This is a genomic window from Streptomyces sp. NBC_00859, from assembly GCF_045161865.1.
Lineage (GTDB): Bacteria > Actinomycetota > Actinomycetes > Streptomycetales > Streptomycetaceae > Streptomyces.
Window position 1 is genome coordinate 2,174,490 of sequence record NZ_CP108826.1, and the last position, 18,122, is coordinate 2,192,611.

The 18,122-nt window shown below is 68.5% G+C and carries 18 protein-coding genes and 1 pseudogene; 13 read left to right on the forward strand and 6 right to left on the reverse strand.

The window, feature by feature from the left end; translation table 11 throughout:
* Positions 1 to 7 precede the first annotated feature (7 nt).
* From OG584_RS08965 to OG584_RS08995, 7 genes are all read left to right on the forward strand, one after another.
* The gene (locus OG584_RS08965) at positions 8 to 421 is read left to right on the forward strand and encodes a roadblock/LC7 domain-containing protein (RefSeq protein ID WP_164260060.1); all 414 of its coding nucleotides are present in this window, start codon (positions 8 to 10) and stop codon (positions 419 to 421) included.
* A 117-nt stretch (positions 422 to 538) separates the two neighbouring features.
* Positions 539 to 946, forward strand: coding sequence for a DUF742 domain-containing protein (locus OG584_RS08970; protein ID WP_405776783.1), 408 nt, complete (start codon positions 539 to 541; stop codon positions 944 to 946).
* Complete coding sequence (locus OG584_RS08975) at positions 927 to 1,508, forward strand: GTP-binding protein (RefSeq protein ID WP_405776785.1); 582 nt, start codon at positions 927 to 929, stop codon at positions 1,506 to 1,508. Before OG584_RS08970 ends, OG584_RS08975 begins: the two co-directional genes overlap by 20 nt.
* Positions 1,509 to 1,875: 367 nt before the next feature.
* The gene (locus OG584_RS08980; RefSeq protein ID WP_405776787.1) at positions 1,876 to 5,106 is read left to right on the forward strand and encodes a nitrate- and nitrite sensing domain-containing protein; all 3,231 of its coding nucleotides are present in this window, start codon (positions 1,876 to 1,878) and stop codon (positions 5,104 to 5,106) included.
* A 10-nt stretch (positions 5,107 to 5,116) separates the two neighbouring features.
* Positions 5,117 to 5,530: a roadblock/LC7 domain-containing protein gene (locus OG584_RS08985; protein WP_164260062.1), complete on the forward strand. Its 414-nt coding sequence runs from the start codon at positions 5,117 to 5,119 to the stop codon at positions 5,528 to 5,530.
* An 89-nt stretch (positions 5,531 to 5,619) separates the two neighbouring features.
* A complete protein-coding gene (locus OG584_RS08990; RefSeq protein WP_405776789.1) occupies positions 5,620 to 6,174 on the forward strand; it encodes a DUF742 domain-containing protein in 555 nt (184 codons plus the stop codon).
* Positions 6,155 to 6,736, forward strand: coding sequence for an ATP/GTP-binding protein (locus OG584_RS08995; RefSeq protein ID WP_014048542.1), 582 nt, complete (start codon positions 6,155 to 6,157; stop codon positions 6,734 to 6,736). The genes OG584_RS08990 and OG584_RS08995 overlap by 20 nt, the downstream gene beginning before the upstream one ends.
* Before the next feature lie 95 nt (positions 6,737 to 6,831).
* On the opposite strand, the gene OG584_RS09000 is transcribed toward OG584_RS08995, so the two are convergent.
* The 4 genes from OG584_RS09000 to OG584_RS09015 form a co-directional block, all read right to left on the reverse strand.
* Complete coding sequence (locus OG584_RS09000) at positions 6,832 to 7,038, reverse strand: acyl-CoA carboxylase subunit epsilon (RefSeq protein WP_405776791.1); 207 nt, start codon at positions 7,036 to 7,038, stop codon at positions 6,832 to 6,834.
* Between the two features lie 60 nt (positions 7,039 to 7,098).
* The gene (locus OG584_RS09005) at positions 7,099 to 8,682 is read right to left on the reverse strand and encodes an acyl-CoA carboxylase subunit beta (protein ID WP_405776793.1); all 1,584 of its coding nucleotides are present in this window, start codon (positions 8,680 to 8,682) and stop codon (positions 7,099 to 7,101) included.
* Positions 8,683 to 8,880: 198 nt separating this feature from the next.
* A complete protein-coding gene (locus tag OG584_RS09010; RefSeq protein ID WP_405776795.1) occupies positions 8,881 to 11,253 on the reverse strand; it encodes a polysaccharide lyase 8 family protein in 2,373 nt (790 codons plus the stop codon).
* A 276-nt stretch (positions 11,254 to 11,529) separates the two neighbouring features.
* Positions 11,530 to 12,048 carry a hypothetical protein gene (locus OG584_RS09015; RefSeq protein WP_405776797.1) on the reverse strand — a complete coding sequence of 173 codons (519 nt, stop codon included), beginning with the start codon at positions 12,046 to 12,048 and terminating at the stop codon, positions 11,530 to 11,532.
* A 282-nt stretch (positions 12,049 to 12,330) separates the two neighbouring features.
* On the opposite strand from OG584_RS09015, the gene OG584_RS09020 reads away from it, so the two are divergent.
* Together OG584_RS09020 and OG584_RS09025 are read left to right on the forward strand one after the other, a co-directional pair.
* Positions 12,331 to 12,951 carry a YceI family protein gene (locus tag OG584_RS09020; RefSeq protein ID WP_405776799.1) on the forward strand — a complete coding sequence of 207 codons (621 nt, stop codon included), beginning with the start codon at positions 12,331 to 12,333 and terminating at the stop codon, positions 12,949 to 12,951.
* A gap of 193 nt (positions 12,952 to 13,144) precedes the next feature.
* Positions 13,145 to 13,402 (forward strand): annotated as a pseudogene (locus OG584_RS09025) (MFS transporter); the annotation flags it as partial.
* Here the strand turns inward: OG584_RS09025 and OG584_RS09030 are convergent.
* A complete protein-coding gene (locus tag OG584_RS09030) occupies positions 13,392 to 13,793 on the reverse strand; it encodes an ATP-binding protein (RefSeq protein WP_405776801.1) in 402 nt (133 codons plus the stop codon). The pseudogene OG584_RS09025 and the gene OG584_RS09030 sit on opposite strands and share 11 nt — an antisense overlap.
* A gap of 111 nt (positions 13,794 to 13,904) precedes the next feature.
* On the opposite strand from OG584_RS09030, the gene OG584_RS09035 reads away from it, so the two are divergent.
* The 4 genes from OG584_RS09035 to OG584_RS09050 all read left to right on the forward strand — a co-directional run bounded on the left by OG584_RS09035 (position 13,905) and on the right by OG584_RS09050 (position 16,720).
* Positions 13,905 to 14,729 carry a helix-turn-helix domain-containing protein gene (locus OG584_RS09035; RefSeq protein WP_405783947.1) on the forward strand — a complete coding sequence of 275 codons (825 nt, stop codon included), beginning with the start codon at positions 13,905 to 13,907 and terminating at the stop codon, positions 14,727 to 14,729.
* A complete protein-coding gene (locus OG584_RS09040) occupies positions 14,726 to 14,959 on the forward strand; it encodes a DUF397 domain-containing protein (RefSeq protein WP_405776803.1) in 234 nt (77 codons plus the stop codon). The genes OG584_RS09035 and OG584_RS09040 overlap by 4 nt, the downstream gene beginning before the upstream one ends.
* A 77-nt stretch (positions 14,960 to 15,036) precedes the next feature.
* Entirely contained in the window at positions 15,037 to 16,239 is a 1,203-nt protein-coding gene (locus OG584_RS09045) for a phospholipase D-like domain-containing protein (RefSeq protein ID WP_405776805.1), read from the forward strand.
* Positions 16,240 to 16,306: 67 nt separating this feature from the next.
* Positions 16,307 to 16,720 (forward strand): STAS domain-containing protein, encoded by a 414-nt coding sequence (locus OG584_RS09050; protein WP_405776806.1) that lies wholly within the window; start codon positions 16,307 to 16,309, stop codon positions 16,718 to 16,720.
* Between the two features lie 56 nt (positions 16,721 to 16,776).
* On the opposite strand, the gene OG584_RS09055 is transcribed toward OG584_RS09050, so the two are convergent.
* Entirely contained in the window at positions 16,777 to 17,940 is a 1,164-nt protein-coding gene (locus OG584_RS09055) for a PP2C family protein-serine/threonine phosphatase (protein WP_405776808.1), read from the reverse strand.
* Positions 17,941 to 18,122: the final 182 nt, after the last annotated feature.

The following is an 18,122-nucleotide window of genomic DNA, read 5'->3' on the forward strand; positions in this document are numbered from 1 at the left end:
GAGTCCGATGAGCCAGGCAGCGCAGAATCTGAACTGGTTGATCACGAACTTCGTGGACAACACCCCCGGGGTGTCCCACACAGTGGTGGTCTCCGCCGACGGACTCCTTCTGGCGATGTCCGAAGGCTTTCCGCGTGACCGTGCCGACCAGCTGGCGGCCGTCGCCTCCGGGCTGACCTCGCTCACCGCGGGCGCCTCCCGGATCTTCGAGGGCGGCGAAGTCGCCCAGACCGTGGTGGAGATGGAGCGCGGCTTCCTCTTCCTGATGTCCGTCTCCGACGGCTCGTCGCTGGCCGTGCTCTCCCACCCGGACTGCGACATCGGCCTGGTCGGGTACGAGATGGCTCTGCTCGTCGACCGTGCGGGCAGTGTCCTCACCCCGGACCTGCGCGCCGAACTGCAGGGGAGCCTGCTCCACTAGACACCTCCCCCACAGGTTCAGCCCGTACGTTCATCACCAACCGTCCGGCCGCATCCCGCCCCCCACCGGCCCAGTCAGACGGCACTCCGACTCATCGCTGTCACGCCCGGAGGATCCATGACCCCGCCCCCCGCCTCTCACGATCCGTACGGCGTGCTCCACGACACGTCGTACGACAGTGAAGGCGACCAGCCGCTGGTACGTCCGTACGCCATGACCGGCGGCCGGACCCGGCCCCGCTACCAGCTCGCCATCGAGGCGCTGGTCAGCACCACGGCCGACCCGGCGCACCTCGCGGGTCTGCTTCCCGAGCACCAGCGGATCTGCCACCTGTGCCGTGAGGTCAAGTCGGTGGCCGAGGTCTCGGCGCTGCTCTCGATGCCTTTGGGCGTGGCGCGGATCCTCGTGGCCGACCTGGCGGAGGCCGGCATGGTGGCCATTCACCAGCCGGGCAACGGAGAGGCCGGCGGCACGCCGGACGTGACACTGCTCGAAAGGGTGCTCAGTGGACTTCGCAAGCTCTAGTGGCGGTGCGGTCAGATCGACCACCTCCGCGAAGATCGTGGTGGCAGGGGGCTTCGGCGTGGGTAAGACCACGTTCGTCGGCGCCGTCTCGGAGATCAACCCGCTGCGTACCGAGGCCGTCATGACGTCCGCTTCGGCAGGCATCGACGACCTCACACACACCGGCGACAAGACCACCACCACGGTGGCCATGGACTTCGGACGCATCACCCTCGACCAGGACCTGATCCTCTACCTGTTCGGCACCCCCGGCCAGGACCGCTTCTGGTTCATGTGGGACGACCTCGTACGCGGAGCCATCGGCGCCGTCGTCCTCGTCGACACCCGCCGCCTTTCCGACTGCTTCCCCGCCGTCGACTACTTCGAAAACTCAGGACTCCCCTTCGTCATCGCCCTCAACGGCTTCGACGGACACCAGCCCTACACCCCCGACGAAGTACGCGAAGCACTCCAGATCGGCCCCGACACCCCCATCCTCACCACCGACGCACGACACCGCGCAGATGCAAAGAGCGGACTGATCACGCTCGTCGAGCACGCACTGATGGCACGTCTCAAGTAGTCATGCTTCTACGGCAGTTGTCGTAGCCGTTCTGGGGCGGACTTGTGTCCTTTGACACGATCCGCCCCCATGTTCATAACGTTTCGACAGAGAATTCATCGACTGCGGACACCCGTTGCATTCGCATGGTGCCGCTGCGCTCACATCCGCCTCGGCTTTTGGCGCGGCTCGCTCTTTATGACCGTTTTATCTGAGGCGTACGCCACTCGGCGCGGCGGGTTCCAGCTGTTTGGAACCACGCCGCCCGACGTGCTGCAATTCGGCGAACTCCCGAGTAGGACCGCCTCCGACCGGCGGCGGTCCGCAGTACGGCTATGAATGATGGACGGCACACCGTAGGTGCCGACGCCGAGAGGTTGTTGGTCGAGTGAGGCGAAGCAGGAACAGCTCCGCGGCGGAGCAGGCGCGGGGGAACTTCACGCCGCCGTCGCAGTCGGCGACGCCTGCCGACCGGTCCGGAGCCGCTGCCGCGGGCAGCGACGCCGTGCAGAGCGGCAGCAGGCTCGCGCCGCGCAACTGGCGGGTGCCCACCAAACTCAACGCCATTCTGCTGATTCCCGTGGTCGTCGGCCTCGTCATGGGCGGGTTCCAGGTCCACAGCTCGATCACCACCTGGAATGACGCTCAGGACGCCGAACGGGTTGCACTCGTCGTACGGTCCGCTTCGGCCTACAGCGAAGCGCTCCTCAACGAGCGGGACACCAGCGCGGAGCCGCTGCTGTCCAACAAGCGCACCGGCGACTTCAACGTCAAAAGGGCCTACGAGCGCACCGACGACGCCGCGAAGTCCTTCGACACCGCGGTCAAGGACCTGCCGAAGACCAAGGGCCTCCAGCGCCGCCTCAAGCTCTTCCGCGCCGAGGAGCCCACTCTCGCCACGCTGCGCAAGACCGCGTACGCCGAGGCGATGGACCCGGTGAAGACCGAAGAGGGCTACGTCAAGGTCCAGCACTCGCTGATGGAGTTCTCCAACGAACTCGGCCTCGGCACCGGCAACATCACCAGCTACGGCCGCACCGTCTACGCGATCCAGCTGGCCCAGGCCGCGGAGTCGCTTCAGCGCGCCATCGGCACGCACCTGCTGGTACGCCCGAGCCAGGACCCGGCGACCTTCCAGGCACAGGTCGTCGCGTTCAACTCGTACAACTACCTGGAGCAGATCGCGCTCCAGGAATACGTCTCGGGCGGCACCGAGGCGGATGCCACCGCGCTGAAGAAGGAAATGGCCTTCCAGGCCACCAGCGCCAAGCACTTCGCCGACGAGGACAGGGATTCGGCCAAGGGCACCAAGAAGCACTACGTGCAGCCGCCGTCCAAGGCCGGTTCGATGTTCGACGGCATCGCGGCCGAGATCGGCAAGGGCCAGACCCCCGCCGCGCTGAAGGCCAAGGGCATCGACTCCGAGTCCTGGGACATCGCGGCCGGCACCAAGTTCAACGGCTACAGCTCGGTCGAGAAGGACCTGGTCGACAAGGCGGTCGGGGACGCGTCGGTCATCTCGCACAACGCGAAGAACGACGCCATCACCAACGGCGCCGTCGTCCTCGTCGCCCTCCTGATCGCCTTCGTCCTCGCCGGGATGATGGCCCGCCAGATGAGCCGGGCGATGCGCCGGCTGCGCACCGCCGCCTTCGGGGTGGCCGAGCAGCGGCTTCCGATGCTCGTCGATCAGCTCTCGCGTACCGAGCCGGGCCGGGTGGACACCCGTGTCGAGCCCATTCCGATCCACACCCAGGACGAGATCGGCGAGGTGGCGCGCGCCTTCGACCAGGTGCACCGCGAGGCGGTCAGGCTCGCGTCGGAGCAGGCCATGCTCCGGGGCAACGTCAACGCGATCTTCACCAACCTCTCCCGCCGCAACCAGTCGCTCATCGAGGGCCAGCTGACGCTGATCACCGATCTGGAGAACAACGAGGCCGAGCCCGAGCAGCTGGAGAGCCTCTTCAAACTGGACCACCTGGCGACCCGGATGCGCCGCAACGGTGAGAACCTCCTCGTCCTCGCGGGCGAGGAGCCGGGACGCCGCTGGAATCAGCCGGTGCCGCTGGTCGACGTGCTCCGGGCCGCCTCGTCCGAGGTGGAGTCGTACGAGCGCATAGAGCTGAGCGGGGTGCCCGAGACCGAGATCCACGGGCAGTCCGTCACCGACCTCGTGCATCTGCTCGCCGAGCTCCTGGAGAACGCCACGACGTTCTCCTCCCCGCAGACCAAGGTGCGCGTGACGGCGACCCGGCTGCCGGACGGCCGGGTGATGATCGAGATCCACGACAAGGGCATCGGTCTCACCGCCGAGGACTTCGCCGACATCAACCACAAGCTGGCGAACCCGCCGACCGTGGACGCGGCGATCTCGCAGCGCATGGGGCTGTTCGTGGTCGGCCGCCTCGCCGACCGGCACGGTGTACGCGTACAGCTGCGCCCGTCGGGCGAGCAGGCGGGCACCACATCGCTGGTCATGCTCCCCGACGCCATCACGCACGGCGGCGGCGGCGACCAGCTGCCCGCCGACGACTTCAGCGTCTCCTCGATCATTCCGGCCCGGGAGCCGGGGGACCATCACTCCCCGCACCCGGCCCCGCAGCGGACGGCCGCCGAGCTCGGCTTCGACGACACCCGCTACGGCGAGAGCGAGCCGCGCCGTCTCGACCCGGTCAACCGTTCGCTGATGCGCGAGGAGCGCCGTGCGGCGCTCGAAGGGCCGCAGAACGGCGACGGCAGGCCGCTGTTCCGCGACGAGGTCCCGGTGCCGGAGCAGCACGGGCACGGGCAGCAGCCGCAGTACACGCAGCAGGATCAGTACACGCAGCAGCACGACGGCTACGCGCAGTACGGCGAGGAGCAGCGGGCGCCGTACGGCCAGAACGGTTACGGGGCCCAGGACGGCCACCAGGACGCGGTCTACGGGGGCTCCGGCCACCCCGCGTCCGACAGCCTGCAGCAGCCCTACGACCGCTCGTTCGAATCGTCGGCCCACCAGGACGACTGGGCTGGTCAGGCCACGTACCAGGACGGTTTCCGGTCGGCCTACCAGCCGGAGGCGGAATCTGCGCAGGGCGCTCCCGCAGGTCCTTTTGAACGCGTAGGCTTCGACCGTCCGGGACCGTCTCCGAGCACTTCCCACGAACTGACCGACGCCGGCCTCCCCCGCCGTGGCGGCCAGCCGCAGGCTCCCAGGGCCGTCCCGGAAGCGGATCTTCCCGGTCAGCAGAGTTCCGGTCAGCACCATGCCGGACAGCAGAATCCCGAGCAGCAGAACAACGGGGAAGGGGACGGTGACGGCAGCGGACCGGCCGGCTGGCATTCGTCGAACGACGAGCGCTGGCAGCGGGCGGACAAGCTGCGCGAGCCGAAGGCGGGCGGGGTCACCCCCTCCGGTCTCCCCCGGCGGGTGCCCAAGGCCAACCTGGTCGAGGGCAAGGCTGAGCAGACCCCGCAGGGCGGCCCCCAGGTTTCCCGCGCACCCGAGGACGTCAGGGGCAGGTTGAGCAACCTGCGCCGCGGTGTCCTGCGGGGGCGCAATGAAGGTAGTGACACGAACGGTCAGTCCACCGGGAATCACCACGGTGGTCCTGACAGCACCTACAACCAGGAGCGTTAGTGTGAGCCCGATGAGCCAGGCGGCGCAGAACCTGAACTGGTTGATCACCAACTTCGTGGACAACACCCCCGGGGTGTCCCACACAGTGGTGGTCTCCGCCGACGGACTCCTTCTGGCGATGTCCGAAGGCTTTCCGCGTGACCGTGCCGACCAGCTGGCGGCCGTCGCCTCCGGGCTGACCTCGCTCACCGCGGGGGCGTCCCGGATCTTCGAGGGCGGTCATGTCAACCAGACCGTCGTGGAGATGGAGCGCGGCTTCCTCTTCATCATGTCCGTCTCCGACGGCTCCTCGCTGGCCGTACTCGCTCACCCCGAGGCCGACATCGGCCTGGTGGGTTACGAGATGGCCCTTCTGGTGGACCGCGCGGGCAGCGTCCTGACCCCGGATCTGCGCGCCGAATTGCAGGGCAGTCTTCTCAACTAGCAAACAGACAGTGCGTTTCTCGCCACCGCGCCATAAGGTGCGGTGGCGCGGCTCCACAGGAACAGCGACGGGCAGTCGGAGGAGGAAACGTGGCAACACCCCCAGGCGGTCACCCTTACTACGGTGAGCGGGTTCCGGGTGAGTTCGACCGGAACCGTTTCGATTTTCCCTCCACGCCGGGCAGACACGGCAGGCAGCCGAACCGGCAGCCCGATCCGCCTTCGCCGTACGACCAGCCGCCCCGTATCCAGCCGGTGCAGCCGAGCTGGAAGCCGCAGCCCGACCCGGCTCCGGCTCAGGACCGCAACCCCCTCGTACGCCCGTACGCCATGACCGGCGGCCGGACCCGGCCGCGTTACCAGCTCGCCATCGAGGCGCTGGTCAGCACCACGGCAGAACCGTCACAGCTGCAAGGGCAGTTGCCCGAGCACCAGCGGATCTGCCGGCTCTGTGTCGAGATCAAGTCTGTTGCCGAGGTCTCGGCACTCCTTACGATTCCTCTCGGCGTCGCCCGGATTCTCGTCGCCGATCTGGCGGAGGCCGGGCTTGTCGCCATTCATCAGCCCGGCGGCGACGACGCCGTCGGCGGCCAGCCAGATGTGACACTGCTCGAAAGGGTGCTCAGTGGACTTCGCAAGCTCTAGCGGCGGTGCAGCCCGCTCCACTACCTCCGCGAAGATCGTGGTGGCAGGGGGCTTCGGCGTGGGTAAGACCACGTTCGTCGGCGCCGTCTCGGAGATCAACCCGCTGCGTACCGAGGCCGTCATGACGTCCGCTTCGGCAGGCATCGACGACCTCACACACACCGGCGACAAGACCACCACCACGGTGGCCATGGACTTCGGACGCATCACCCTCGACCAGGACCTGATCCTCTACCTGTTCGGCACCCCCGGCCAGGACCGCTTCTGGTTCATGTGGGACGACCTCGTACGCGGAGCCATCGGCGCCGTCGTCCTCGTCGACACCCGCCGTCTCGCCGACTGCTTCCCCGCCGTCGACTACTTCGAAAACTCAGGACTCCCCTTCGTCATCGCCCTCAACGGCTTCGACGGACACCAGCCCTACACCCCCGACGAAGTACGCGAAGCACTCCAGATCGGCCCCGACACCCCCATCCTCACCACCGACGCACGACACCGCGCAGACGCGAAGAGCGCGCTGATCACGCTGGTCGAGCACGCACTGATGGCCCGCCTGCGGTAGCGGCCGTCCGTGCGTACAGCGCAAGGCCCGCACTCTCGGAGGAGAGTGCGGGCCTTGTGCTGTGTCCGGCGTGAGGCGAACCGGAGGCCGGGGCCTCAGCCCTGCCAGGAGTGCGGCGCCCGGAAGCCCGGGGTGCGCTCCAGGCGGCGCCAGCCGGCCGTGGTGCGGGGCGTGTATGCCGGCGCCTCCGGCCGGTTGCCGGCGCGGGCCAGCAGGATCGCGGTGATCGCGGCCAGCTCCTCCGGCTCCGCGTGACCCTTCTCGACGCGGAGCAGCGATGCGGCGGCGGTGGGAGTACTCAAGGTGTTTCCCCTTACTGAGTCGTGCTGGGAGAAGAACGGAGAAGTGCGGAGGCGCTGTGCCTACTGGGGCGGGTTGCCGTGCTTGCGGGAGGGCAGGTCGGCGTGCTTGGTGCGCAGCATCGCGAGGGAGGCGATGAGGACTTCGCGGGTCTCGGCGGGGTCGATGACGTCGTCGACCAGGCCGCGCTCGGCCGCGTAGTAGGGGTGCATCAGCTCGGCCTTGTACTCCTTGACCATGCGGGCGCGCATGGCGTCGGAGTCCTCGGCCTCGGCGATCTGCTTGCGGAAGATGACGTTGGCCGCGCCCTCGGCGCCCATCACCGCGATCTCGTTGGTGGGCCAGGCGTAGGTGAGGTCGGCACCGATGGACTGGGAGTCCATGACAATGTACGCGCCCCCGTAGGCCTTGCGCAGGATCAGCGAGATGCGGGGCACGGTCGCGTTGCAGTACGCGTAGAGCAGCTTCGCTCCGTGGCGGATGATCCCGCCGTGCTCCTGGTCCACACCGGGCAGGAACCCGGGGACGTCGAGGAGGGTGATGATCGGGATGTTGAAGGCGTCGCACATCTGGACGAAGCGGGCCGCCTTCTCGGACGCCTCGATGTCCAGGACACCCGCCAGGGCCTGCGGCTGGTTCGCCACGATCCCCACGACCTGGCCGTCCATCCGGGCCAGTGCGCAGATGATGTTGCGCGCCCAGCGCTCGTGGATCTCCAGGAAGTCGCCGTCGTCGACGAGCTCCTCGATCACCTTGTGCATGTCGTAGGGTCGGTTCCCGTCGGCGGGCACCAGGTCCAGGAGGACCTCGGAGCGCCGGTCGGCGGGGTCGTCGCTGGGGTGCGAGGGCGGGTTCTCGCGGTTGTTGGAGGGCAGCATCGAGACGAGGTAGCGGACCTCGGCGATGCAGGTCTCCTCGTCGTCGTACGCGAAGTGCGCCACGCCCGACGTCTCGGCGTGCACGTCCGCACCGCCGAGCCCGTTCTGAGTGATCTCCTCACCCGTCACCGCGCGGACCACGTCGGGTCCCGTGATGAACATCTGCGAGGTGTCCCGGACCATGAACACGAAGTCGGTCAGCGCCGGGCTGTAGGCGGCGCCGCCGGCGCACGGGCCGAGCATCACGCTGATCTGCGGGATCACACCCGAGGCCCGCGTGTTGCGCTGGAAGATCCCGCCGTATCCGGCGAGCGCCGATACGCCCTCCTGGATGCGCGCGCCCGCGCCGTCGTTCAGGGAGACCAGCGGGGCACCCGCCGAGATCGCCATGTCCATGATCTTGTGGATCTTCGTCGCGTGAGCCTCACCCAGCGCCCCGCCGAAGATCCGGAAGTCGTGCGCGTAGACGAAGACCGTCCGGCCCTCGACCGTGCCCCATCCGGTGATGACACCGTCGGTGTACGGCTTCTTCGCCTCCAGGCCGAACCCGGTCGCCCGGTGCCGGCGCAGCTGTTCGACCTCCTTGAACGATCCCGCGTCCAGCAGCAGCTCGATGCGCTCGCGCGCGGTCAGCTTGCCCTTCGCATGCTGGGCCTCGGTCGCTCGCTCACTGGGCCCGCGCCTGGCCTGCTCGCGCAGCGCCAGCAGCTCGGCCACCCGCCCGCGTGCGTCGGTGGGCTCGCCCGCAGTCTCGTCCAAAACGGTCATGTTCCGACCCTACGAACTCCAGCAAGAAAATACGCAGTGCACTTCGAACAGTCTCCGGACCAGTTTCCTGGCCGCCCTGGACAGAAGACACCTCAGGCGCAGCCGAAGTGCCAGTCCAGGGCCACCCTGGATTGTGGAGTTCCCACAAGAGCCGCAGGCGAGCTCGCGGCGGGGGCCGGAGCGCGGGCGGCCGCGCGGTCAGCCGGTGACGACCTCGCAGGCGTGCGTGGCGCCCGCGGTGCCCGGAGTGATCCGCAGCCGCAGCGACCGCCCCGTCGAGACCACCTGCACCGAGGGATCGGCGCTGGTCACCCGGCGTACCGGCTGCTTCCAGACGATCTCCACCGGCTTCCCGGACCGCGGCGGCTCACTGATGTGCAGGGTCGCGGTGTGCCGCTTGCGCCGCACGAGCACGCTCGCCGGAGCGGACGCGGTGAGCGGCCCCACCGTACCGGCCTGCCAGAAGTTCGCCGCGGTCAGCCCGAGCGAGCGGACCGCGACCGCCTGCTGGGCCGCCGTGTTGGCCAGTACCTCCAGCCAGCCGCGGTCGGCCGCGCGGGCCGCGAGCGTACGGCTGGAGGCGCCCGGCATCAGCAGATACGCGTACGACGCGTCCACCGGGTCCGTCCCGTGGTCCAGCCAGAGGGTCTGAAAGGTCCTGGTCTGTTTGTCGGTCGAGCTGGTGGTGTTGATGTCGTGCCAGGCCCCGGTGCGGGCCTCCCGCAAGGTGTGCAGCGCGTCCGTGCCTCCGGGGAACACCCACCCTCCGTGGCCCGCGAGGTGGGCCCAGCGCGGTCGGCGGTGCTCGTCCAGCGTGAACGCGCCCTTGCCGCCGGCGCCGAGATTGCGGTTGTCGACGACCGTCTCGACCGGGACACCGTCGGTGGCGGTGATCCCGGCGCCCAGGCAGATCACCGTGTCGGCCACGCAGAACCAGGACTTGCGCGCCTGCAGCGTGGAGAGCAGCCCCTTGACGTCCTGGCCCACGGCCGCGAACTCGCCGTCGCTCGCCCCGCCCACCCACTTGACGGCCGGTTTGGCGGCGCCCCACTCGCCGCCCGCGTTGTCGGCAAGTCGCTTGGTGGACACAGTCGTTCCGGGCATCCGGTACGGGTCGACGGTCGGCCAGAACCAGTCCGTGTAGTGGTCGTTCGCCTGCTTCGCCGGCCACCAGTAGAGCATTCCGGCACCGGTGTGCCAGCCGTGCAGGTTCTCGCCGTTGCCACACTCGTAGTACGAGATCCGCTCGGAGGACATCGAGATGTTCGCGGCCCAGCCGTGGCGGCGGTGCACGGCGCGGTCCATGGAGGCGAAGAGGTTGTGGGCGACGGGCTCGGGGGCCGCGGCCACCGGAGCGTCGGCGACCGCCCGCAGCCGCGAGAGGTCCGCTACGCCGAACTGCGGTGATGTGAGGATCGGCGTCGTGGTGTCCCGCTCGATCCAGCCCTTGATCATCCCCTGCCAGCGCAGCCGTTCGGCGTCGGACGCACCGCCCGCTATCACCGCCATGGCGGCGATCAGCCCCTTCCCGTGGAAGTGGTCGCTGCGCATCACGTGCTGGTCGTCGCTGGTGAGGTAACCACGGCTGACCGCACGCCCGTTGACGCTGTCCATGGCCAGGCCGTTGTAGATGATGGGCGCGTAGGCGTGCTCGACACTGTCCAGGATGATCTGCCGGTTGGGATCGGTGACGTCCCAGGTGGAGCCCGCGAGCAGGGTGAACAGCCGGCCGAGTCCGTCGAGCATGACCTGGCCGTAGGTACCCGAGTAGGCGATCGTCGTGTGCTGAAGGAAGGAGCCGTCGGGGTAGAGCCCGTCGCTCGTGGTGACGTACGGGAAGACGGGCGAGAGTGCGTCGCGGGCCAGCGCGATCTTCTCCGGGGAGCGGCCGTTCACCCCGCGCATGGCGACCGAGCGGCAGAGGTCGACCCGGTTGGCGCCGGTCGAGGTGCCCGAGTAGGCGGCGAGCACCAAGTCGGGGATGAAGTGGTCGACGGCCGCGCACGCCGCCTGGATCTGCGTGTCGGTGAGGTGGCTGTAGAGGGCGGCCACCAGGTCCATCAGCAGCCGGGGGCTGCCGATCTGCCACTCCCACCAGTTGCCGTAGACCGTGGTCTTCTCGTTGTAGATCTTCGCGGAGAGATGGTCGATGCCCTTGACCACGTCGGCGAGCAGCCCGGCGTCGCCGGTGAGCCCGGTGCCGTCCTGGAGGTACGCCTGGGTCATCGTCCACAGCCGCGTGTAGCTCTGGGTGATGCCGGCGGGCGGGTCGAACGGGTAGTCCGGCCAGAGGGACTTGTCCGCCGGGACCATCGACGCCCGGAAGCCCATGGCGAGTTCACCGGTGGCCTTGAGAACGGAGGCGTACGGCTCCGCGGTCGCGTCGTAGCCGCTGCCGAGCGCGAGATCCAGCCAGCGGGCGCGGAGCGTCGCGAACTCGTCGTCGGAGCCTGCCCCCGCGGCGGAGGGCGCGGGGGCGGCGCTCGCGTACGGGACGGCCGTCAGGGTGAGCGCACCGGCGCCCGCGGTGGCGAGAAAGGCGCGGCGGGACCAAGGGGGCAACGAGGGCACAGGGGACTCCCGGAGACAGGCGGCGTGGAACTGCTAACCGCTGGTGTAGCAGGGCGCCAACTGCCGGGCAATGGTCTGGACAACATGATTAGAAAGCGCTTGCTCCCGGATCACCGCGAACCAGGAGCAAGCGCTTTCTCCGGGCGGCCGATTCCTCCGGACCTCCGATTCCTCCGGACCTCCGAATCCTCAGGACCACCAGGTCCTCCGGACAGCCGATCCCTCCGGACGACCTGAACGCTCCGGACGACCCGGACGACCCGGACGCTTCCCCGGTCAGCAGCCGCCGCAGTTGTAGAACGTGATGTCCCAGTGGCTGCCCTCGTCCGCATAGACGTTGCCGGCGCCGGACTTCCACTGCGGATAGCCGTCACCGCGCAGGCCGATGTACGTGAAGGTGTTCTTGACGTAGTTGGTCAGGCAGGTCGTCTTGGCGATGTCGAGCTTGTAGCCGTTCCAGTGCGAGTACGTACCGGACGCGTGCCCCGTCTCGGTCCCTCCCGTGATGTTCACCGCGCAGCCGAGTGCGCCCTTCAGCGTTTGGGCGCCTTGCGCGGTGGCCAGGTTGAGTTGGTCGAATGAGGTGCAGGTGGCCACGTTCCGGTCGGAGCAGCCGCCGGACGAGGACCAGGTGATGCCGGACGAACGGAACATCGAGGTGGCCGTCGCCTGGCTGATCTTCGTCACGGCGAAGGCCTCGGTGGCACCGCCGAGAACTCCGACGCCGGGTGCGAACAGGACACCGAGGACGAGTGCGAGCGCTACGAGAACCGGACGGACCGGGTGGTTTTTCATGGGGGATTCCCTCCTGCTGATGGCCGTGAAGACCGTGATGACCGCGTTGTCCGTGGGGCGGCTGTGCAGGTGGAGCGGGACAGATAGTGCCGCAGTTCTACGCGCGTCCGCCAGAGGGCGTCAGCACGCACCACGATCGGGTTCACCGGCGCGTCCGTAATCCCGCCCGCGATCCGGCCGACGAAGATGTTGAACTTTGAACCAGATGTGTTTACAGTGAATCTCGTTGAAGGTTAAACAACCTTGTTCGCAGCCGTACCAGTCACCACCCGAGGAGGAGCCATGGCTCTGTTCAACCGCAAGTCCCCGACCGCCCCGGCCGCCGCCACCGCTCTCCCGGTGGACCCCGCCCTGGCCGCCCTGTCCGGCGACTACAGCATCGACCCGGCGCACAGCGCCATCGGCTTCACCGTGCGCCACGCCATGGTGACCAACGTGCGCGGCACCTTCACGGAGCACGAGGGCACGCTGCATCTGGACGGGACCGACCCCGCGCAGTCCACCGCGGCCATCGACATCCGGATCGAGAGCGTCGACACGGGCATGGCGGACCGCGACGGCCACCTGCGCGGCGACGACTTCTTCGACGCCGGGCAGTTCCCCCGCATGACGTTCCGCTCCACCCGCGCCGAGCAGCTCGGGGGCGACGCCTACCGCATCGTCGGCGACTTGACCATCAAGGACGTCACGAAGCCGCTCTCGATCGACCTGGAGTTCAACGGCTCGGCCACCGACGTCTACGGCAACCAGCGCGTCGGCTTCGAGGGCGGCGCCGAGATCCTGCGCTCCGACTGGGGCCTGACCTGGAACGCGGCGCTGGAGACCGGCGGCGTCATGGTCAGCGACAAGGTCAAGCTGTCCTTCGACATCTCGGCGATCAAGTCCGCCGGGTCCCAGGCGTGATGACGGCGCGCAAGCCGTAGCGCTCGCAGTACCCGCTGTCCGTACGCGCCCGAGGCCCCGGCTGCCCGCCGGGGCCTCGGTCCGTCCTCCGGGAGCGCCGGTGAGCCGCCACTCCCGGAGGACGGACCGGCGCGAGCGCCACCGGCGGGCAGGGCAGGTCCCCCTCGACGACGAAGACGTTCCCACAGAACGGGGAAGCACAGAGACCGCGCTGTTCGCGGTGCGCCACCGGGAGGCGCCCGAGCGGCTGCGCGGCCAGATCTTCACCACGGGCGCCAGCCTGAAGCTCACCGGATTCGCCGTCGGCGCGGCCGCTGCCGGGCCACTCGCCACCTGGTCACTGCCCGGCGCGCTGCTGACGGCGGCCGGGATTCAGCTGCTCGCCGCGCTCAGCTTCTCCGCCCTGTCTGCCATGTCCACCATCACCGACACGGTCACAGTCACAGAGTGAACTCGCACCACACCGTTTTGCCCGGACTCCGTTCCCCCACGCCCCACTTGTCGGCGATAGCCGCGACGATGGACAGCCCTCGCCCACCGTCCGAATCCACGGCTTCCGGCGGCACGCGTACCTCACCCGGGCCACTGTCATGGATCTCCAGACGGAGCAACCCGTCACGCTCCAGGTAGAGATGCAGACGAAATCCCCGGCCGGGCGGGACGCCGTGCAGCAGCGCGTTGGTGGCCAGTTCGCTCACACAGAGCAGCACATCGTCCGTACGGGCGGTGCGGCCCCAGTCGGCGAGAGCCTCCGCGGTGAACTTCCTGGCCCGGGGGACGGACCTGCGCTCCCGCCGGTAGAACGCCTCACGGAAGTAGGGGAGTTGGAGTTCCAGGTTCATACGACAACGGTCACGCAATGTGACTAGGGTGGGCCAATGAGTGAAGGCGTACAGATTCCTGGTACGCCGCGAAACCGGTCCTTTGCGGCCTCGGGCGGGAAGGCAGCCCCCATGCACCCGGCGAACAAGCGCAAGAAGAACCCGTCCTGGCATCTGATCGGTGCGCAGCTCAGACACTTCCGCAAACGGGCCCGGCTGACGCAGCCGCAGCTGGCCGACGAGGTGAACGTGCACGTCGACACGGTCGCCTCGATCGAACAGGGCCGCCGGCCGCTGCAACCCGACCTGGCCGACCGGCTGGACCGGGCGCTGGAGACGGGCGGGGCGCTGGCGGTCGGGGTGGAGGAGATGCCGGACCGGGAGCGATTTCCCGTGTTCGTCCAGGACTTCATCGACTACGAGGCGGGGGCGCGCACGCTGCTTTCGTACGAGAATCAGGTCGTTCCCGGGTTGCTTCAGACCCAGGACTATGCGCACGCCGTCTTCGGCTCGCTCTACCCTCCGCTGGCCGCAGAGGAGTTGAAGGAGAACGTTTCCGCTCGGATCGACCGGCAGAGACTGTTCCAGCGTACGCCGTGGCCACCAATGATGAACTTTCTGATTGAGGAGTCCATCCTGCACCGCCCGACCGGCGGTCCACGAGTCAGGCACGAACAGATCACGCACCTGCGCGAGTGCGCCGAACTCCCTTTTATGGGGCTCCAGATCATGCCGACCGGTCAGGAGGTTCATGCTGGACTCTCAGGCCCATTCGTCCTGCTGGAAACTGCGGAACACGATCACCTCGCCTACCTCGAAGTCCAATACGCAAGCTTCCTCGTCGATGATCCGGATCAGGTCAGCGTCTACGAGCAGAAATATGGGATGCTGCGTTCGCAGGCCCTCTCGGTACAGGACAGCATGGGCCTGCTGGACTCCCTGCTAGGAGACTCATGATCCCCGAACTGATCTGGTTCAAGTCGGCTCACAGCGGCAGCGAGGGCGGCAACTGCGTAGAGGCCACTTTCACCTGGCACAAGTCGAGCTACAGCGGAGACACCGGCGGCAACTGCGTAGAAGTGGCAGCCCACCCCCGCGCCATCCATATCCGTGACTCCAAGGTCACCGACGGTCCCGTCCTGACCGTCGCCCCGGACGCCTGGGCCGCCTTCCTCGCGGAGCGCTGAGCCGGGCGCTGACGCGCACCGTTTACGCTCCTCATCGTCGTCGCGCACCACCGTGCGGCGACGAGGAGGAGAGACTCATGCAGCTCACGCAGCAGAAGACAGCGGCAGCGCCGCCGGATGACGCCCAGGTGCGCAAGCAGCGTCTGCGAAGACGGCTGGAGCGGCTCATCGGGATCGCGGCGACCGAGGGTAACGAGCTGGTCCCGCTGCGCAACGGGGACGAGATCTTCCCCGCCATGCTGGACGCCGTCCGTACGGCCGAGCACACCATCGACCTGATGACCTTCGTGTACTGGCGCGGCCAGATAGCCCGCGACTTCGCGACAGCGCTGGCGGACCGGGCCAGTGCCGGTGTGCGGGTGCGGCTCCTCCTGGACGGCTTCGGCGCCAAGGAGATCGAGCAGGATCTGCTCGACGCGATGGACGCCTCCGGGGTGCAGGTCGCGTGGTTCCGCAAGCCCACCCGGCTCTCCCCCTTCAAGCAGAACCACCGCTGCCATCGCAAGGCCCTCGTCGTCGACGAGCACACGGCCTTCACCGGCGGTGTCGGTATCGCCGAGGAGTGGTGCGGCGACGCCCGGAGCCCGGCCGAGTGGCGCGACACCCACGTACGGCTCCGCGGGCCCGCCGTCGACGGCGTCGCCGCTGCCTTCGCCCAGAACTGGGCCGAGTGCCATGACGAGTTGTTCGACGAGCGCGACCGCTTCACCGAGCACGCCCAGCCCGGCGACGCGACTGTCCAGGTGGTCCGCGGTTCGGCCAGCTTCGGCTGGCAGGACCTGCAGACCCTGATCCGGGTGATGCTCACATCCGCCGAGCAGCGCTTCCGGTTGGCCACCGCCTACTTCGCGCCGGACGACTACTTCATCGAGCTGCTGTGCGCCACGGCCCGCCGAGGTGTGCAGGTGGAGATCCTGCTGCCGGGGCCGCACACGGATCAGCGCGCGTGCCAACTCGCGGGCCGCCACCACTACGCCGCCCTGCTGGCCGCAGGTGTCGACATCCGCGAGTACCAGCCCACGATGCTCCACACCAAGATCATGACGGTGGACCATGTCGCGTCGCTGATCGGGTCCAGCAACTTCAACCGCCGGTCCCTCGACCACGACGAAGAGGTCATGCTCGCGGTGCTAGACGAGACGTTCACCGCCGCGCTCGACGCCGACTTCGACGAGGACCTGAAACACGGCGAAGCGATCGACCCCGCCCGCTGGGGCCGCCGGGCGCTGTCCGAGCGGCTGCGCGAGGCGGCGGTGCTCCCCATCAGGCGCTTCCTGTGAGGGTGAACTCCGCCATGGTGGCCGGAGGGCACTCGCCAAGGCACGGCGGCCATGCGATCATTGCCGAATGACAACAGTTAGCTTGCCTCCGGAACAGAACGGTGGAAGGGGCGTCCTGTCCTGCTCCGAAGAGGGCACTGTCACGGTAGTGGCACCTGCCGGCGAGATCGACATCGACGCCGCCCCGCCGGTCCGGGAAGCCATCTCGGGCGCTTTCCAGGCCGGGAGACCCGTGGTCCTCGACCTGTCAGGGGTGACGTTCGCCGACTCCAGCGCGCTGAATCTGCTGCTCTGGGCGAACAGCACCGGGACGTTCTGCCTGGCGGGCCCCGTCCAGCAGCAGGTGCAGCGTCTGTTCGACGTCACCGGGGTCGACGGGATCTTCACCACCGCCCCCACTCGCGCCGAAGCACTGCTCCTCGTGGTCCGGGCAGAGGCGCAGGGGCCGACCGCGGACGCGCAGGACCACACCGCGAGGTGAGGAGCCGCGAGGGGAAGGGGCGCAAGGCGGCACCGTCCGGGGTCCGCCCCGCACGGTCAGCCGCGCCCCGCCCAGTCCACGCAGACCACCAGGGCGTCGTCGGCGAGCGGTACACCGCTGCGGTAGGTGGCGAGTTCACCGAGGACGGCGCGCGGTACCTGCGAGGGAGGCAGCAGCCGGGTGGAACTCATGGAGCGGGCCAGGGCCCGGTCTCCGTATGTCTCACCGCTGGCCGACCTGGTGTCGTAGACACCGTCGCTCCCGAACAGCAGACGGTCTCCGGCGAGGACCTGGAAATGCTCGGTGGTGTACTGGGTGTCCTCGAACATGCCGAGCGGCAGCTGGGCCTCGAAACGGACCTGTTCGACCTCGGACCCGCGCATCCGCCACAGGCGGGGCGAACCGGCGTCCACCGCCTCCACGTCGCCCGTCGCCAGGTCGAAACGCATCAGGAGCACAGAGAGGTAGGCCTTGCCCCGGTACTGCCCGTAGATGGCCTGGTCGGCCAGTGCGGCCTGGTCCGCGAGGCCGAGGCCCGCGCGCCGCGCGTTGCGCAGGGCGTTGGTCGCGAGGCTGCTGAGCAGCGAGGCGTTGATCCCTTCGCCCATGCCGTTGGTCACGGCCAGCGTCAGGGTACTGGCGGAGACCGCCCAGTCGTAGCCGTCGCCGAAGATCGCGTACGCGGGCTCCAGATGGGCGCCGAGCGTGAACTCCGGGCGGTCGAGCGACCGTCCGGGAAGCAGCTGCCACTGCACCTCGGCGGCCAGCGTCAGCCGGGCGGCCCGGCGCGCCACGAGGTACAGGTCGGTGTCACGTTCCGCGACGAGGATCTCGTGTCCGAGCGCCTCACAGATGTGCACCAGCTCCGGCAGCATGGCCTTCTCGTACCGGGCCTCCGGGAGACTCACCGACAGGACGCCCATGCGGTCCCCGCGGATGGTGACGGGCAGGTGAACGGTCACCAGGCCGCCGCTTCCGCGCTCCACGCGGGGCTCCTGCGCGCCGAAGGCACGGCCCTGCGGGCTGTCGTGGACCGAGACGGGTTCCGTGGCGAGGGGGACCGGCTCGACCACCTGCAACGAGGTCACGGCGTAGTCCGCCATGCGCAGCTCTACACCCACCGCGCCCCAGTGCTCACGCAGAGCGTCGGCGGCCACATCCACCAGCAGGTGAGGCGCTGCCGTGCGAAGCGCACGCTCCACCGCTGCGTAACTGTCCACACCCGCGATGATGACACATCCGGATTACGGGCTTCCCCTATGGCGTAAGGTCTGCGGATCTACGCCACCGGCGAGGGCTTGCGTAGTGATCAAGCCGTCGCTGTAATGGCTGCCGCAATGGAACTGTCGCTGCTTGGATCCGCCCTGCGGTCAGCAAGCCCCGCAGGATCCGTGGAACCGAG

Excerpts from the sequence above, each read along its gene's own strand:
- OG584_RS09005 (WP_405776793.1), bottom strand. The coding sequence starts at position 8,682 with ATGACCGTTTTGGACGAGACTGCGGGCGAGCCCACCGACGCACGCGGG.
- OG584_RS08985 (WP_164260062.1), top strand. The coding sequence starts at position 5,117 with ATGAGCCAGGCGGCGCAGAACCTGAACTGGTTGATCACCAACTTCGTG.
- OG584_RS09040 (WP_405776803.1), top strand. The coding sequence starts at position 14,726 with ATGATCCCCGAACTGATCTGGTTCAAGTCGGCTCACAGCGGCAGCGAG.
- OG584_RS08965 (WP_164260060.1), top strand. The coding sequence starts at position 8 with ATGAGCCAGGCAGCGCAGAATCTGAACTGGTTGATCACGAACTTCGTG.
- OG584_RS09015 (WP_405776797.1), bottom strand. The coding sequence starts at position 12,048 with ATGAAAAACCACCCGGTCCGTCCGGTTCTCGTAGCGCTCGCACTCGTC.
- OG584_RS08970 (WP_405776783.1), top strand. The coding sequence starts at position 539 with ATGACCCCGCCCCCCGCCTCTCACGATCCGTACGGCGTGCTCCACGAC.
- OG584_RS09030 (WP_405776801.1), bottom strand. The coding sequence starts at position 13,793 with ATGAACCTGGAACTCCAACTCCCCTACTTCCGTGAGGCGTTCTACCGG.
- OG584_RS09020 (WP_405776799.1), top strand. The coding sequence starts at position 12,331 with ATGGCTCTGTTCAACCGCAAGTCCCCGACCGCCCCGGCCGCCGCCACC.
- OG584_RS09035 (WP_405783947.1), top strand. The coding sequence starts at position 13,905 with ATGCACCCGGCGAACAAGCGCAAGAAGAACCCGTCCTGGCATCTGATC.
- OG584_RS09050 (WP_405776806.1), top strand. The coding sequence starts at position 16,307 with ATGACAACAGTTAGCTTGCCTCCGGAACAGAACGGTGGAAGGGGCGTC.
- OG584_RS09045 (WP_405776805.1), top strand. The coding sequence starts at position 15,037 with ATGCAGCTCACGCAGCAGAAGACAGCGGCAGCGCCGCCGGATGACGCC.